14 protein-coding genes are annotated in these 15,203 nt (G+C 60.2%); 11 read left to right on the forward strand and 3 right to left on the reverse strand.

From position 1 onward, the window contains the following. Positions 1 to 43: 43 nt before the first annotated feature. Together rplS and QMK55_RS18775 are read left to right on the forward strand one after the other, a co-directional pair. Positions 44 to 394 (forward strand): 50S ribosomal protein L19, encoded by a 351-nt coding sequence (gene rplS / locus QMK55_RS18770; protein ID WP_003175895.1) that lies wholly within the window; start codon positions 44 to 46, stop codon positions 392 to 394. A 162-nt stretch (positions 395 to 556) separates the two neighbouring features. Continuing rightward, positions 557 to 970, forward strand: a complete 414-nt coding sequence (locus tag QMK55_RS18775; RefSeq protein WP_102357594.1) for an acyl-CoA thioesterase — start codon at positions 557 to 559, stop codon at positions 968 to 970. A gap of 118 nt (positions 971 to 1,088) precedes the next feature. On the opposite strand, the gene QMK55_RS18780 is transcribed toward QMK55_RS18775, so the two are convergent. Beyond that, a complete protein-coding gene (locus tag QMK55_RS18780) occupies positions 1,089 to 2,897 on the reverse strand; it encodes a sodium:proton antiporter (protein WP_320329728.1) in 1,809 nt (602 codons plus the stop codon). Positions 2,898 to 3,005: 108 nt separating this feature from the next. Between QMK55_RS18780 and xerD the strand changes: the two genes are divergently transcribed. The 7 genes from xerD (at position 3,006) to QMK55_RS18815 (ending at position 10,329) form a co-directional block, all read left to right on the forward strand. Then, positions 3,006 to 3,902, forward strand: a complete 897-nt coding sequence (gene xerD / locus QMK55_RS18785; RefSeq protein WP_102357597.1) for a site-specific tyrosine recombinase XerD — start codon at positions 3,006 to 3,008, stop codon at positions 3,900 to 3,902. Between the two features lie 321 nt (positions 3,903 to 4,223). Beyond that, a complete protein-coding gene (gene dsbC / locus QMK55_RS18790) occupies positions 4,224 to 4,955 on the forward strand; it encodes a bifunctional protein-disulfide isomerase/oxidoreductase DsbC (RefSeq protein WP_102357599.1) in 732 nt (243 codons plus the stop codon). A 130-nt stretch (positions 4,956 to 5,085) separates the two neighbouring features. After that, positions 5,086 to 6,390: a homoserine dehydrogenase gene (locus QMK55_RS18795; protein ID WP_102357600.1), complete on the forward strand. Its 1,305-nt coding sequence runs from the start codon at positions 5,086 to 5,088 to the stop codon at positions 6,388 to 6,390. A 66-nt stretch (positions 6,391 to 6,456) separates the two neighbouring features. Next, on the forward strand, positions 6,457 to 7,866 hold the full coding sequence (thrC, locus tag QMK55_RS18800) for a threonine synthase (protein WP_320329729.1): 1,410 nt from the start codon (positions 6,457 to 6,459) through the stop codon (positions 7,864 to 7,866). Between the two features lie 119 nt (positions 7,867 to 7,985). Beyond that, a complete protein-coding gene (locus QMK55_RS18805; protein WP_320329730.1) occupies positions 7,986 to 9,359 on the forward strand; it encodes a transporter substrate-binding domain-containing protein in 1,374 nt (457 codons plus the stop codon). A 117-nt stretch (positions 9,360 to 9,476) separates the two neighbouring features. Next, the gene (locus tag QMK55_RS18810; RefSeq protein ID WP_102357605.1) at positions 9,477 to 9,884 is read left to right on the forward strand and encodes a response regulator; all 408 of its coding nucleotides are present in this window, start codon (positions 9,477 to 9,479) and stop codon (positions 9,882 to 9,884) included. Between the two features lie 163 nt (positions 9,885 to 10,047). Next, positions 10,048 to 10,329 (forward strand): DUF3509 domain-containing protein, encoded by a 282-nt coding sequence (locus QMK55_RS18815; protein ID WP_102357607.1) that lies wholly within the window; start codon positions 10,048 to 10,050, stop codon positions 10,327 to 10,329. A 176-nt stretch (positions 10,330 to 10,505) separates the two neighbouring features. Here QMK55_RS18815 and QMK55_RS18820 read toward each other — a convergent pair whose 3' ends face one another. After that, the gene (locus QMK55_RS18820) at positions 10,506 to 11,459 is read right to left on the reverse strand and encodes a TIGR02285 family protein (RefSeq protein WP_320329731.1); all 954 of its coding nucleotides are present in this window, start codon (positions 11,457 to 11,459) and stop codon (positions 10,506 to 10,508) included. After that, positions 11,413 to 12,612, reverse strand: coding sequence for a CaiB/BaiF CoA transferase family protein (locus QMK55_RS18825; RefSeq protein WP_102357610.1), 1,200 nt, complete (start codon positions 12,610 to 12,612; stop codon positions 11,413 to 11,415). The genes QMK55_RS18820 and QMK55_RS18825 overlap by 47 nt, the downstream gene beginning before the upstream one ends. Positions 12,613 to 12,758: 146 nt before the next feature. Between QMK55_RS18825 and QMK55_RS18830 the strand changes: the two genes are divergently transcribed. Both QMK55_RS18830 and recJ read left to right on the forward strand, forming a co-directional pair. After that, a complete protein-coding gene (locus tag QMK55_RS18830; RefSeq protein WP_007908961.1) occupies positions 12,759 to 13,301 on the forward strand; it encodes a YaeQ family protein in 543 nt (180 codons plus the stop codon). Between the two features lie 54 nt (positions 13,302 to 13,355). After that, complete coding sequence (gene recJ / locus QMK55_RS18835; RefSeq protein WP_102357612.1) at positions 13,356 to 15,065, forward strand: single-stranded-DNA-specific exonuclease RecJ; 1,710 nt, start codon at positions 13,356 to 13,358, stop codon at positions 15,063 to 15,065. Positions 15,066 to 15,203: the final 138 nt, after the last annotated feature.

The following is a 15,203-nucleotide window of genomic DNA, read 5'->3' on the forward strand; positions in this document are numbered from 1 at the left end:
ACGTATCGATGGTAGATCAGTTGATTTACCTTAGGAGCACAGCATGACCAACAAAATCATCCTTGCACTCGAAGCAGAGCAGATGACCAAAGAAATCCCTACCTTTGCCCCGGGCGACACCATTGTCGTTCAGGTGAAAGTGAAGGAAGGCGATCGTTCCCGTCTGCAAGCGTTCGAAGGCGTTGTAATCGCCAAGCGTAACCGCGGCGTGAACAGTGCGTTCACCGTTCGTAAAATCTCCAACGGTGTTGGCGTAGAACGTACTTTCCAGACCTACTCCCCGCAGATCGACAGCATGGCTGTTAAACGTCGCGGTGACGTACGTAAAGCCAAGCTGTACTACCTGCGCGACCTGTCGGGTAAAGCAGCTCGCATCAAGGAAAAACTGGCTTAAGTCCAGCTTCCGATGCAGAAAAAAGCAGCCTACGGGCTGCTTTTTTGTTGCCTGCAATAAATTGCCCTCATCCTGTAGGAGCTGCCGAAGGCTCGGGCCGCGTTCGGTCGATCTTTTGATCTTGTTTTCGATTTGCAGTCTACTTTTTACGAGTCATCTCACATGTCTATCCGTGACCAGGAAATTCAACGCCGCACCGAGCTCTCGGTGACTCGCGTGACCAAAGCTGTCTTTCCTCCGACCACTAACCATCACAACACTCTGTTCGGTGGTACCGCGCTGGCGTGGATGGATGAGGTGTCGTTCATTACCGCTACGCGATTCTGTCGTTTGCCACTGGTAACCGTGTCCACCGACCGTATCGACTTCAATCACGCGATCCCGGCTGGCTCCATCGTCGAGCTGGTCGGAAGGGTGATCAAGGTTGGCAATACCAGCCTCAAGGTCGAGGTGGAAGTGTTTGTCGAAAGCATGAGCTGTGATGGTCGTGAGAAAGCGATTCATGGGCAGTTCAGCTTTGTCGCCATTGATGACGACAAGCGACCGGTACCGGTGCTTCCGGGTTTTGCGGCCTGATCTGAAGCCGCGCCGCAGCCTTCGCGAGCAAGCTCGCTCCCACAGTGATCGGGGCGAACACAACATTTGTGTCCGGCACAGCACCTGTGGGAGCGGGCTTGCTCGCGAAGGCGTCAGATCAGGCGCCGCTGGCCTCCGGCTGAATCAACGCCAGCAACGTCCACCCCGCCCCAGGCTTCACCGCCGTCTCCGGCGTCACCACATGCACCCAGCCGCTGTCATCGCGCATGAACAGCAAGGTCGCGCGATTGCCGTGCAGTGCGCGGTAATCCTCCCAGCCGAAACCATCGGTCAGCGTCGTGCTGTAAAGCTCGGCACCCTGACCCATCTGGCTCGCCAGCTTCGCGTAGGTAAATGCTTCGCTGCCCAGCTGATTGCCGCGATGCTCAAGGCTCGCCCGGTGTTTGTCGCTGCGACGGCTCTCGTGACCACTGGCGAGGCCAAACAAGCGCTGATGACCGAAGTCATGACGAAAGCGCATCGCCGCCAAGGTATTGAGTTCACCCGACGGCGACAGCGCCAGCAGATGCCCAAGCCCGACCAGATCCAGATGCGCATCGGCGTGCTGCGAGGCCGGATTGCCAAAATACGTCGGCAAACCTTCCATGCGCGCCGTGCGAATGTTCTCCCAGCTCGAATCGGTCAGCAGCACGCGGCTGCCCAGTTGCTGCAGTGATTTGCCCAGCTCCCGCGCCGGGCCGTTCGCACCCACGATCAGGAAACCGCTTGGCGCCGGTTCGGCGACCTTCAGCAGTCGTGCCAGTGGTCGTGCGGTGGCGCTTTGCAGGACCACGGTGCCGATGATCACGGCAAAGGTCAGTGGCACCAACAGCAGGGCGCCTTCATGTCCGGCTTCATGCAGACGAATCGCGAAAATCGCCGACACCGCCGCCGCCACTATCCCGCGCGGGGCGATCCAGCACAGCAATGCGCGTTCGCGCCAGCTCAGACTGGAACCGGCGGTACTGAGCAGTACGTTCAGCGGACGGGCGATCAACTGAATAACCAGCAGCAGAATCAGTACCAGCGGCCCCAGTCCAATCAGTGCGTACAGGTCCAGGCGTGCCGCCAGCAGAATGAACAACCCGGAAATCAGCAGCACGCTGAGGTTTTCCTTGAAGTGCAGAATGTGCCGCACATCCACGCCCTTCATGTTCGCCAGCCACATGCCCATCAGTGTCACCGCCAGCAGGCCGGACTCGTGCATCACCTCGTTGGAGGCAATGAAAATCCCCAGCACCGCGGCCAGCGAGGCGAGGTTGTGCAGGTATTCCGGCAGCCATTGCCGGCGGATCACCGTACCGAGCAGCCAGCCACCGACAATGCCGAACACCGCGCCGCACAGAATCACGCCGCCAAAGGTGAACAGACTCTGCTTGAAGCCATGACCTTCAGCGCTGGCGATGATGAAGCTGTAGACCACCACGGCGAGGAGGGCGCCGATCGGGTCGATGACAATGCCTTCCCAGCGCAGAATGTTGGCGATCGAAGCTTTCGGTCGCACCACGCGCAGCATCGGCACGATCACGGTCGGGCCGGTGACCAGTGTCAGGCTGCCGAACAGGATGGCCAGCATCCAGTCGAAACCGAGCAGGAAATGCGTGGCGACCGCGATGACGATCCAGGTCGAGATCGCGCCAATGGTCACCAGACGATGGACGACGCTGCCGATCTCCTTCCATTCCGACAGGTGCAGCGTCAGGCTGCCCTCAAACAGAATCAGCGCCACCGCCAGCGACACCAACGGCATCAGCAGCGGCCCGAACATTTCCTGCGGATCGAGCCAGCCCAGAATCGGGCCAACCAGAATACCCGTCAGCAACAGAAACAGAATCGCCGGCAGCTTCAGACGCCACGCCAGCCATTGGCAACCCAGCGCCGCCGCGCCAATCCCGCCAAATGCCAATAGAATTTGCTGCTCGTTCATTGATGCTCCCTGTTCCTTGAAATTGCGGGCTATGAAAGACTAGCGTCCATTCCTACAGTTCACTCTACATTTGCGCGCAGTCCCTGAGGTTGCGTGTCTTGAGCGCCCATGCCTGCCATCGACCATCCACTGATTGACCAATTCCTCGACGCCCTGTGGCTGGAAAAAGGCCTGTCCGACAACACCCGTGGCGCCTACCGTAGCGATCTGGCCCTGTTCAATGGCTGGCTGCAGGAGAAGAACCTGGAGCTGATCAATGCCGGTCGCGAGTTGATCCTCGATCATCTGGCCTGGCGTCTGGAGCAGAATTACAAACCGCGTTCCACCGCCCGATTTCTCTCGGGGGTGCGTGGCTTTTATCGCTATCTGCTGCGGGAAAAAATGATCAGCGTCGATCCGACCTTACGCGTCGACATGCCGCAATTGGGTCGACCGCTGCCCAAGTCTCTTTCGGAGGCCGACGTTGAGGCGTTGCTCAAGGCACCGGACCTGAGCGAAGCCATCGGCCAGCGCGATCGCGCCATGCTTGAAGTGCTGTACGCCTGCGGTCTGCGGGTGACCGAGCTGGTGAGCCTGACCCTCGAGCAGGTCAACCTGCGACAGGGCGTATTGCGGGTGATGGGCAAGGGCAGCAAGGAGCGGCTGGTGCCGATGGGCGAGGAGGCGATTGTCTGGATCGAGCGCTACATGCGCGATGGCCGCAGCGAGCTGCTGGGCGGGCGCCCCAGCGATGTGTTGTTCCCCAGTCAGCGCGGCGAGCAGATGACCCGCCAGACCTTCTGGCACCGCATCAAGCATCAGGCCAAGGTTGCCGGGATCGGCAAGTCGCTGTCGCCGCATACTCTTCGGCATGCGTTTGCCACGCACCTGCTTAACCATGGCGCGGATTTGCGCGTGGTGCAGATGCTGCTTGGGCACAGCGATTTGTCGACCACGCAGATTTACACCCACGTCGCCCGCGCTCGCCTGCAAGACCTGCACGCCAAACACCATCCGCGCGGCTGATGAAATCTCCAATGGTGGAATGTGTACCCGTGGTGAGGGGATTTATCTCCGATGGCTGCGCAGCAGCCCCAAGCCCGGCGTGCTCCGTTTTGCCTGATAGATGGCGGTGGATGGTTTCAGGGCTGCTTCGCAACCCATCGGGGATAAATCCCCTCGCCACAATACTGTGTGTCAGTAGGCCTTGAGTGTCTTGTGTCAGGCGCATTCGGCCCTGCGAGCCTTATGTGTTAGGCTTTGCCGGTTTGCACGATGGACGGTTATGACCCGGTGTTCCGGCACGGGCGTTCTGACCGTTTCATTTGTCCGCCTTCAGGAGTTCTCATGCGTTTGACCCAGATTTTCGCCGCCGCAGCCATTGCGTTGGTCAGCACCTTTGCCGTCGCCGATGACGCGGCCGACAAAGCCATTCGTCAAAGCCTGGAAAAACTCGAACTCGAGGTTCCGGTAGAAAGCATCAGCGCCAGCCCGTTGCCGGGCATGTATGAAGTCAAGCTCAAGGGCAGCCGCGTGCTGTACGCCAGCGCCGATGGCCAGTACATCGTTCAGGGCAACCTGTTCCAGCTCAAGGACGGTAAACCGGTCAACCTGACCGAGAAGACCGAACGCCTGGGCATTTCCAAATTGATCAACGCCATTCCGGTGGCCGAAACCGTGGTGTATCCGGCCGTGGGCGAGACCAAATCGCACATCACCGTGTTCACCGACACCACCTGCCCGTACTGCCACAAGCTGCACGCCGAAGTGCCTGAGCTGAACAAGCGCGGCATCGAAGTGCGTTATGTTGCGTTCCCGCGCCAGGGCCTGGGTTCGCCGGGTGACGAGCAACTGCAAGCCGTGTGGTGCTCGACCGACAAGAAAGCCGCCATGGACAAAATGGTCGATGGCAAGGAAATCAAGGCCGCCAAATGCGCGAACCCGGTTTCCAAACAGTTCGCCCTCGGTCAGTCGATCGGTGTGAATGGCACACCGGCCATCGTTTTGGCCGACGGACAAGTCATTCCGGGCTACCAGCCGGCGCCACAAGTCGCCAAACTGGCATTGGGCGCCAAGTAATTCGCATCGTCACGGTCAGCCGTGACGATCATGGTCCGGCGGTAACATCGCCGGGCCATTAATAGAGAGCCGCGAGTACGCGGTTGTTTTCCGGCCGACCTTGCGTCGGCCGTTTCATGGGGAGTTCACAGTGAATCCGGTCAAAGTAGGCATCTGTGGGTTAGGGACCGTCGGTGGCGGTACCTTCAACGTACTTCAGCGCAACGCCGAGGAAATTGCTCGTCGTGCCGGGCGTGGGATCGAAGTGGCACAAATTGCCATGCGCACGCCAAAGCCTCAGTTCCAGACGACCGGTATTGCGATTACCAACGATGTCTTCGAAGTGGCCACGAACCCTGAGATCGACATCGTCATAGAGCTGATGGGCGGCTACACCGTTGCCCGCGAGCTGGTACTCAAGGCCATCGAGAATGGCAAGCATGTGGTCACCGCGAACAAGGCACTGATCGCCGTTCACGGTAATGAGATTTTCGCCAAGGCACGCGAGAAAGGCGTGATCGTGGCGTTCGAAGCGGCTGTGGCCGGTGGCATTCCGGTGATCAAGGCGATCCGTGAAGGCCTGTCCGCCAACCGCATCAACTGGGTCGCCGGGATCATCAACGGCACCGGTAACTTCATTCTCACCGAAATGCGCGAGAAGGGTCGCACCTTCGAGGACGTGCTGGCCGAAGCGCAAGCGCTGGGCTACGCCGAAGCCGATCCGACCTTCGACGTCGAAGGCATCGACGCCGCGCACAAGCTGACGATTCTGGCTTCGATCGCGTTCGGCATTCCGCTGCAATTCGACAAGGCCTACACCGAAGGCATCACCAAGCTGACCACCGCTGACGTGAACTATGCCGAAGCGCTGGGCTACCGCATCAAGCACCTCGGTGTGGCTCGCAGCACCGCTGCCGGTATCGAGCTGCGCGTACATCCGACGCTGATCCCGGCCGATCGCCTGATCGCCAACGTCAACGGCGTGATGAACGCAGTGATGGTCAATGGTGACGCGGCGGGTTCGACGCTGTTCTACGGCGCTGGCGCTGGCATGGAGCCAACCGCTTCGTCGGTGATCGCCGATCTGGTCGATGTGGTTCGCGCGATGACCTCCGATCCGGAAAACCGCGTACCGCACCTGGCCTTCCAGCCGGACTCGCTGTCGGCGCATCCGATCCTGCCGATCGAAGCCTGCGAAAGCGCCTACTACCTGCGCATTCAGGCCAAGGACCATCCGGGCGTACTTGCTCAGGTGGCGAGCATCCTCTCGGAACGCGGCATCAACATCGAGTCGATCATGCAGAAGGAAGTCGAAGAGCACGACGGTCTGGTGCCGATGATCCTGCTGACCCATCGCGTGCTGGAACAGCACATGAACGATGCGATTGCCGCCCTGGAAGCATTGGCCGGCGTCAACGGTCCGGTTGTGCGGATCCGCGTCGAGCACCTGAACTAAGTCGCCATCATTGACCGGGCCCGTGCGCGGGCCCGGCATTGCGAACACTCTGCATTGGAGTCAGTCATGCGTTACATCAGCACCCGCGGCCAGGCACCGGCCCTGAATTTCGAAGACGTCCTGCTGGCCGGTCTCGCCACCGACGGCGGTCTGTACGTCCCGGAGAACCTGCCACGTTTCACCCAGGAAGAAATCGCTTCGTGGGCCGGCCTGCCGTATCACGAACTGGCTTTCCGGGTGATGCGCCCGTTTGTCACCGGCAGCATTCCTGACGCCGATTTCAAAAAGATTCTCGAAGAAACCTACGGTGTGTTCTCGCACAGCGCCGTTGCCCCGCTGCGTCAGCTCAACGGCAACGAATGGGTCATGGAGCTGTTCCACGGCCCGACTCTGGCGTTCAAGGACTTCGCCCTGCAACTGCTCGGTCGTCTGCTCGACTACGTGCTGGAAAAGCGCGGCGAGCGCGTGGTGATCGTCGGCGCCACCTCCGGCGACACCGGTTCGGCTGCCATCGAAGGCTGCAAGCATTGCGAAAACGTCGACATCTTCATCCTGCACCCGCACAACCGTGTGTCCGAAGTGCAGCGTCGGCAGATGACCACCATTCTCGGCGAGAACATCCACAACATCGCCATCGAAGGCAACTTCGATGACTGCCAGGAAATGGTCAAGAACAGCTTCGCCGACCAGAGCTTCCTCAAAGGCACGCGTCTGGTGGCGGTGAACTCGATCAACTGGGCGCGGATCATGGCCCAGATCGTCTACTACTTCCACGCAGCCCTGCAATTGGGCGGCCCGGCGCGTTCGATATCGTTCTCGGTGCCGACCGGCAACTTCGGCGACATCTTCGCCGGTTACCTGGCGCGCAACATGGGCCTGCCGATCAATCAGTTGATCGTCGCCACCAACCGCAACGACATCCTGCACCGCTTCATGAGTGGCAACCAGTACGTCAAGGAAACCCTGCACGCCACGCTGTCGCCGTCGATGGACATCATGGTCTCGTCGAACTTCGAACGCCTGTTGTTCGACCTGCACGGTCGCAACGGTGCGGCGATCGCCGGGTTGATGGACTCGTTCAAGCAGGGCGGCGGTTTCAGCGTCGAGCAAGAGCGTTGGACCGAAGCCCGCAAGCTGTTCGACTCGCTGGCCGTTGACGATGCGCAAACCTGCGAAACCATTGCCGAAGTCTACGAGCAGTGCGGCGAAGTGCTGGACCCGCACACCGCTATCGGCGTGAAAGCCGCACGCGAATGCCGTCGCAGCCTGGACATCCCGATGGTGATTCTGGGCACTGCGCATCCGGTGAAATTCCCGGATGCCGTGGAGAAAGCCGGTGTAGGAAAAGCTCTCGAACTGCCTGCACATCTTTCTGATTTGTTTGAGCGAAACGAGCGTTGCACCGTTTTGCCAAACGAGCTGAAAGCCGTACAGGCCTTTGTCAGCCAGCATGGCAACCGCGGCAAGCCGTTGTAAACCGAAAAAGCTGTCACATTTTGAAGCCCGTCTCCTGACGGGCTTTTTTGTTTCTGCTGCCACACTGCTCGGGTTTTCGCCCATGAAGGACGGGTGAGTCGATCACGAAGGAAGTGGCAATGCTGTATGAACGAGCAATTAAACCGGCCCTGGGCTGGCTACTGTTGTTGTGCCTGAGTGGATTCGTCCGCGGGGGGATGGCAGCACAAATGGTGCTGCACGAAGGGGTGCAGGCGCAGAAGATCGAACTCATTGAGCTGGACGAGCGGGAGCGACGCTGGATACGAGACAACCCCAGCGTGACCGTCGCTTCAGTGCAATACCCCTTGTACCTGTTTCTGGACGAACACGGGCACTGGGCTGGCTTGAACAACGATGTGCTCAAGCGCATCAGTGCGATGACCGGTTTGCAGTTTGTTCACGTGGAATCGTTTTCCACTGATCAGATGCTGGAGCACCTGCAAACCGGGACAGCGGATCTGAGTACCACGCTGGCCATGAACGATGAGCGCAAAACTTTCCTGAACTTCAGTCACGCCTTTGGCGGTGCAGGCTGGGTGTTCGTCGGTCACAAGGACGAGCCGGCCATCCAGTCGCTGGAACAACTGGTGAAGCGGGTGCTGGTATTGCCCGCTCGGCATGCGCTGGAGGAGGTTGTGCGGCGCGAATATCCGTCAATCGAGATTCTTTCGGTCAAGACGTATGCCGAAGCGCGGGCGCTGGTCGAAAGCGGTGAGGCCTACGCCACCATCGAAAATGAAATCGGTGCGCAGTTGTACCCTTCAGGGTTGCTCAAGGTCGGCGGGCTGGTGGAAGGGCGCTGGGAGGCCGATCACCTGGCCGTGCGCAAGGGGTTGCCCGAACTGGCGAGTATCCTCAACAAGGCGCTGGGCGCCTTTCCCGCCACAGAGTTGCGCGCCATCCGGGTGAAGTGGCTGGACGGTGTCTCTCCGCCGGCACGGCTTTCGCTGTGGGACGAGTTCGTCGATTGGGGCTGCTGGGGCATGGCTGGGCTGGGGGGCTTCGGGTTGTTGTCACTGGTCTGGAATCGGCGGCTGGCGGCGGTCATCCGACAACGCCGCGAAGCGGAAAAGCACTTGGGTGACCAATTGGCCTTTCAGCACGCGTTGATCGATGCGATGCCCGATCCGGTCTTCGTCCGCGACCTGCAAGGTCGCCTGGTAATGTGCAATCGAAGCTATGAAGAGGCACTCTCGGTCCGACTCGAGCAGGTGAAGGGAAGGATGCTGTTCGAAGTCGATGCACTGCCCGAAGCTACAGCACGGATGCTGCACGATGAGTTCATGGTGCAGATGCATACGCGCAAGGTCCGTTTCAGCAATCGTCAGCTGGCGTTCAAGAGCGGCTCCAAGGCCATCTATCAGTGGACCGTGCCGTTTTACAGCGCCGATGGCCAATTGCGCGGTCTGCTCGGTGGCTGGACCGACATCAGCCAGCGCCGCACGGAAAACGGCTGCCAATGTCTGCACTGAAGACGGGAAGTTTCCTATAGGACGCGGCGCCTTTTCCGATGGGAGGCTGAGGACGGCTCCCCTAGAGTGAACGGACCCTGCGGCAAGAGTCCGCCACTGCAGTTTCCGAGGTCGCCGATGCGCTCGCTAAAAGTCCTGATTCTTGAACCCAATCCGTTCCAGCTGATGGCGTTGCATCAGATGCTCAACGCCATCGGCATCTACGATGTGCTCACCGCGCCGACGCTGTCCTCGGCGCTGGTTTCCCTGGGCCATCGCGGCGCCGTGGATATTGCGATCTGCGATCCGCAGCTCAAAGGTGGCGACGGCATGGCACTGATTCGCCACCTTAGGGCTCAGCGTCAGGCGCGCGGGCTGATTCTGCTGGGACCGGTGGCGGCAGGCCTGCTGACCGATCTTGAGCATCTGCTGCTGGGACATGCGCCGATGTTGCTGGGACGCCTGCATACACCGGTCTCGGCAGTACTGATGAGAGGTCTGCTGGACGCCTATCTGGCTACGATGCGTGCGCCGGTCATCGCCTGAACAGCGCCGATGTTTTTCTGTCATCTTCAGCGTGCATGCTCTGACAGACCGGTCACTGCTCAGGGAGGAGCCCGGTATTCAGAACTTTCTTCTCGGGCCGGTGGTCATTTATTGTGGACACGCCCCAGGCGCAATGTTTTCGGACTGTTGAGTGGAGATCGAGATGGAAAGTATCAGTCTATTGCTCGGTGAGGCTCTGAGCCCGTATCAGGTGACGTTGACTCCTCGTGGCTCCCATGGCGAATGCCTGGTGACCTTGAGAAACGGCAACGGTGCCATCGTGGTGGAGCGCGAATTCAATCAAGCGCAGTTGACCGACAAACGTCTGCTGACAGATGTGGTCGACGGTTTGCACCGCGACGTCCTGATCGCCGAAGGGCGACTGGAACCCTGTGTGATCGCGGCCTTGCGCAATGCGGCGCTGGATAAGCGCGCGGCCCTGTAAAGATGAAATATTTTTTGTGGGAACCTTCCTGCATCCCCGTCAGTCAGACCCCATAACAGCAGGATCAAGCATTGTGCTCCGGTGCTTGTCGCTTGCTGCTACGGGTCTTTATGTAGACCGCGTTTAACCCCGAGTCGTCTCCCCACTTCTCGGGGTTTCTTTTTGCCCGCAGTTCTTTACTGCGCGGTCTGTTGTTCGAAGAATGTCCGCGCCTGTTCGAGATAATCGTTGCGCATGGCCGGGTCCAGCCAGTTGGCGTAGAGCTCGTTCAGATGCTCGTGGGGCAGGGTGCGCAGCAGTTGGTTGATCTCGCTGATGGCCTGTCTACCTTGAGGCGTATCGGAGCACCCGATGTATCCCGACAGGTATTTGCCCGTGCCTTGAATCGGAAAGAACACCAATTCATCTTCGGCAATTTGCGCCTGGTGGGCCTGGTAGCGAATCTCTGGCCAATACCCCAAAACCACCTGAAGACGGCCCAGGCGCTGCATCGACAGCAGGCTGCTGAGTGCATCGTTGCCGTAATGCGGCGTCAGCGCACCGTCGGGTGCCTGTTGCAGCAGACCATCGACAAACTCACCGTAACTGCGCTCGGCCACGACCCCGACCTTTTGCTCGGCGTTGGCCAAAAAGGCCGCCAGATCGACCTCGCCGTCGACCACGTAGGGCTCCAGCACTGCGCGATCTTTCTGACGCACCACCAGTCCATTGCTGACGGCGCGGAACGCCGGAATGGAAAAAACGATCCATTGTGTGCGCTCTTTGCTCCAGATCAGTGACGGGTCGCAGGTGAACGAGGTGTCATGCATCATCTGCATGCCCCGGGCGCGGTTGACTCGCATCAGCGTGTGTTCGTATTGCGGCATGCCGGCGATCAGCATCGGCAACAGTTGATCGATCACGCCCAGACCCTTTTTCGGGCCTTCGAAGATGGTCAGGGGCGGCAGATCGCGCATTAACCAGACCAGCGTGGGTTTGGCCTGGGCCCAGGCCGGCAGGGCCAGCAGAAACAACAAGCCGAACAGCCGCCACGTCCACCAGTGGTGGGCGCGGTTGGCGTCCGATGTCTGCCGATGTTTCAGCTTAAATGGCTCCGTCTGCGCGCAAGCGGGCGATCTGCTGTTCGTCATAGCCAAGATCGTGGAGTACCTGCGCATTGTGTTCACCGAGTTGCGGCCCGACCCATTCGGAAGTACCCGGTGTATCAGAGAGTTTCGGCACAATGCCCGGCATCTTGAAAGGCTTGCCGTCCGGCAGTTTGGCCTGCAGGAACATCTCCCGCGCCAGGTACTGCGGATCGCTGAACATGTCCTCGGCGCTGAAGATCCGGCTGGCCGGCACCTGAGCCTGATTGAGCAGGTCGAGCACGCTTTGCAGCGGCAGCGAATTGACCCAGCGGTCGATCACCCCATACAACTCGTCACGGCGGGTATCGCGCCCGTCGTTGCTCGCCAGCGCCGGGTCGTTGGCCAGATCCTCGCGGCCGATGATCAGCATGAAGCGCTTGAAAATCGCGTCGCCATTGGCGCCAATCTGCACATGCTTGCCGTCGGCGCTGGTGTGGATCGATGACGGCGTGATCCCCGGCATGATATTGCCGGTGCGCTCGCGGATGAAACCGAACACGTCGAACTCCGGCACCATGCTTTCCATCATGGCGAAAATCGCCTCGTACAGCGCCACATCGACGACCTGGCCGAGACCGCCATTCACCTCGCGATGACGCAAGGCCATCAGCGCACCGATCACACCCCAAAGCGCTGCTATCGAGTCGCCGATGGAAATCCCGGTACGTACCGGTGGCCGGTCTTCGAAACCGGTGATGTAGCGCAAGCCGCCCATGGACTCGCCAACCGCGCCGAAGCCCGGTTGATCCTTCATCGGCCCGGTCTGGCCGAAACCCGAGAGGCGCACCATCACCAGTTTCGGGTTCAGCGCGTGCAGGGTTTCCCAGCTCAGCCCGAGTTTTTCCAGCACGCCGGGACGAAAGTTCTCGATCAGGATGTCGGCTTCGCCGAGCAGCTTTTTCAGGATCGCCAGACCATCGGGGTGCTTGAGGTTCAGCGTCAGCGACTTTTTGTTGCGCGCCTGAACGAACCACCACAGCGAGGTGCCTTCATACAATTTGCGCCACTTGCGCAGCGGATCGCCGCCGTCGGGCGATTCGATCTTGATCACTTCAGCGCCGAACTCGCCGCAAATGCGCGACGCAAACGGCCCGGCAATCAACGTACCCAATTCAATGACTTTCACACCGCTGAGCGGTTTGTTGGCGAACGGCATACTGAATCCTGTAGGACAAGGCTGAGCGGATACAGCGTTTTAACATAGCCGGCTGTCAGACGCCGCAGGTTGATCGCCATCAATTCGATGATTGCCTACCGCTTCGGTTAGACTTGCCGACTTTCCTCGTATCAAGAAGCCCGTTCATGGCCCAGCCGTCCACTACCTACAAGTTTGAACTGAACCTCACCGACCTCGACCGCAGTGTCTACGAGAGCGTCAAGCAGACCATCGCCCGTCACCCTTCGGAAACCGAAGAGCGCATGACCGTGCGCCTGCTGGCCTACGCGCTCTGGTACAACGAGCAGTTGTCGTTTGGCCGTGGTCTGTCAGACGTGGATGAGCCAGCGCTGTGGGAAAAGAGCCTGGATGACCGTGTTCTGCACTGGATCGAAGTCGGCCAGCCAGACGCCGATCGCCTGACCTGGTGCTCGCGCCGTACCGAGCGCACCAGCCTGCTGGCCTACGGCAGCCTGCGCGTCTGGGAAACCAAAGTGATCCCGGCGATCAAGAACCTGAAAAACGTCAACATCGCTGCGGTCCCGCAAGAAGTGCTGGAGACCCTGGCCAAGGACATGCCTCGCGTTATCAAGTGGGACGTGATGATCAGCGAAGGGACGATTTTCGTGACCGACGACCGTGGTCAGCACGAAGTCCAGTTGCAATGGCTGCAAGGCGAACGCGGCTGATCCTGCATCGCCACTGATTAATCCCACGTATTCAAGAGAAGTTTCCGTTACCCCATGCGTATTGATCCTCGACCGTTGCCTGCCACTCTGCCGTTTCTCGGTGACCTGCCACCGCTGTTGACCCGTTTGTACGCGGCGCGGGGCGTGCAGTCCGAGGCGGAGCTGGATAAAAGCCTGGCGCGGTTGATTCCGTTCCAGCAGCTCAAGGGCATCGATGCGGCGGTGGATCTGCTGGTGACGGCGCTGGAGCAGCGTCAGCGGATTCTGATCGTCGGCGACTTCGATGCGGACGGCGCGACGGCCAGTACGGTGGGTATGCTCGGTCTACGTTTGCTCGGTGCGGCGCATGTCGACTATCTGGTGCCGAACCGCTTCGAATATGGCTACGGCCTGACCCCGGAAATCGTCGAGGTGGCGCTGACCCGCGAGCCGCAGTTGTTGATCACCGTCGACAACGGCATCTCCAGCGTTGAAGGCGTGGCTGCGGCGAAAAAGGCCGGGCTCAAGGTGTTGATCACCGACCACCACTTGCCCGGCGATGAGCTGCCGCTGGCCGATGCGCTGGTCAACCCGAACCAGCCTGGCTGCGACTTCCCGAGCAAGGCGTTGGCCGGGGTCGGGGTGATTTTCTACGTGCTGATGGCCTTGCGCGCCCGCCTGCGCAGCCTTGGCTGGTACGAGAGCAAACCGCAACCGAACATTGGCGAGCTGCTCGACCTGGTGGCGCTGGGCAGCGTCGCTGACGTGGTGCCGCTGGACGCCAACAACCGGATCCTGGTGCATCAGGGCCTGGAGCGGATCCGCGCCGGGCGTGCACGGCCGGGGATCAAGGCGATTCTCGAAGTCGCCAAGCGTGACGCGGCGCGTATCACTTCCACGGATCTGGGCTTTATCGTCGGCCCGCGCCTGAATGCGGCGGGGCGCCTCGACGACATGAGCCTGGGGATCGAATGCCTGCTCACCGCCGACGCCAATCTGGCGCGGGAAATGGCCGCGCAACTGGACGGCATGAACCAGGATCGCAAATCCATCGAGCAGGGCATGCAGCGCGAAGCGTTGGCCCAGCTCAAGGACTTGCCAGTGGAATCGATGCCGTTCGGCCTGTGTCTGTTCGATCCCGAGTGGCACCAGGGTGTCATCGGCATTCTCGCGTCACGGATGAAAGAGCGTTATTTCCGCCCGACCATCGCGTTCGCCGATGCCGGTGACGGCCTGCTCAAAGGCTCGGGGCGCTCGGTGCAGGGTTTCCACATTCGCGATGCCCTGAGCGTGGTGGCGGCGCAGCATCCGAACCTGATTGCCAAATACGGTGGTCACGCCATGGCGGCCGGCCTGACCTTGGCGCAAGAGAATTTTCCGCTGTTCGCCGAGGCTTTTGATGCCGAAGTGCGTCGCCAGCTTCGTGAAGAAGACCTGACCGGGCGCATGCTGTCGGATGGCACCTTGGCGGTCGAGGAATTCCACCTCGAACTGGCCCGCGCCCTGCGTCACGCCGGGCCTTGGGGCCAGCACTTTCCGGAGCCGCTGTTCCATGGCGTGTTCCAGTTGGTCGAGCAGCGGGTGGTCGGCGAGCGGCACCTGAAAGTGGTGCTGAAAAGCGAGTGCGGTTCGGTGAAACTCGACGGAATTGCCTTTGGTATCGACCGCGATGTCTGGCCGAATCCGACGATTCAATGGGTTGAACTGGCCTACAAACTCGACGTCAACGAGTTTCGGGGCAACGAGACGGTACAACTGATGATTGCCCACATCGAACCGCGTTGACGCCATTCGCGAGCAAGCCCGCTCCCACAGGTACGGTGTTGCCCTTGTGTGGGGCTTGCTCGCGAAGGCGGTCTTTCACACACAGAATTACTCTGAACCCTGCCTCATCCCCAGTTGTCGACTAGGCTCTAAGCACTG

It is taken from the genome of Pseudomonas sp. P8_229 (assembly GCF_034008635.1).
Lineage (GTDB): Bacteria > Pseudomonadota > Gammaproteobacteria > Pseudomonadales > Pseudomonadaceae > Aquipseudomonas.

Bases quoted from the DNA above. Each gene is read 5' to 3' on its own strand.
- rplS (WP_003175895.1), top strand. From the start codon at position 44: ATGACCAACAAAATCATCCTTGCACTCGAAGCAGAGCAGATGACCAAA.
- QMK55_RS18775 (WP_102357594.1), top strand. From the start codon at position 557: ATGTCTATCCGTGACCAGGAAATTCAACGCCGCACCGAGCTCTCGGTG.
- QMK55_RS18780 (WP_320329728.1), bottom strand. From the start codon at position 2,897: ATGAACGAGCAGCAAATTCTATTGGCATTTGGCGGGATTGGCGCGGCG.
- xerD (WP_102357597.1), top strand. From the start codon at position 3,006: ATGCCTGCCATCGACCATCCACTGATTGACCAATTCCTCGACGCCCTG.
- dsbC (WP_102357599.1), top strand. From the start codon at position 4,224: ATGCGTTTGACCCAGATTTTCGCCGCCGCAGCCATTGCGTTGGTCAGC.
- thrC (WP_320329729.1), top strand. From the start codon at position 6,457: ATGCGTTACATCAGCACCCGCGGCCAGGCACCGGCCCTGAATTTCGAA.
- QMK55_RS18805 (WP_320329730.1), top strand. From the start codon at position 7,986: ATGCTGTATGAACGAGCAATTAAACCGGCCCTGGGCTGGCTACTGTTG.
- QMK55_RS18810 (WP_102357605.1), top strand. From the start codon at position 9,477: ATGCGCTCGCTAAAAGTCCTGATTCTTGAACCCAATCCGTTCCAGCTG.
- QMK55_RS18815 (WP_102357607.1), top strand. From the start codon at position 10,048: ATGGAAAGTATCAGTCTATTGCTCGGTGAGGCTCTGAGCCCGTATCAG.
- QMK55_RS18820 (WP_320329731.1), bottom strand. From the start codon at position 11,459: ATGACGAACAGCAGATCGCCCGCTTGCGCGCAGACGGAGCCATTTAAG.
- QMK55_RS18825 (WP_102357610.1), bottom strand. From the start codon at position 12,612: ATGCCGTTCGCCAACAAACCGCTCAGCGGTGTGAAAGTCATTGAATTG.
- QMK55_RS18830 (WP_007908961.1), top strand. From the start codon at position 12,759: ATGGCCCAGCCGTCCACTACCTACAAGTTTGAACTGAACCTCACCGAC.
- recJ (WP_102357612.1), top strand. From the start codon at position 13,356: ATGCGTATTGATCCTCGACCGTTGCCTGCCACTCTGCCGTTTCTCGGT.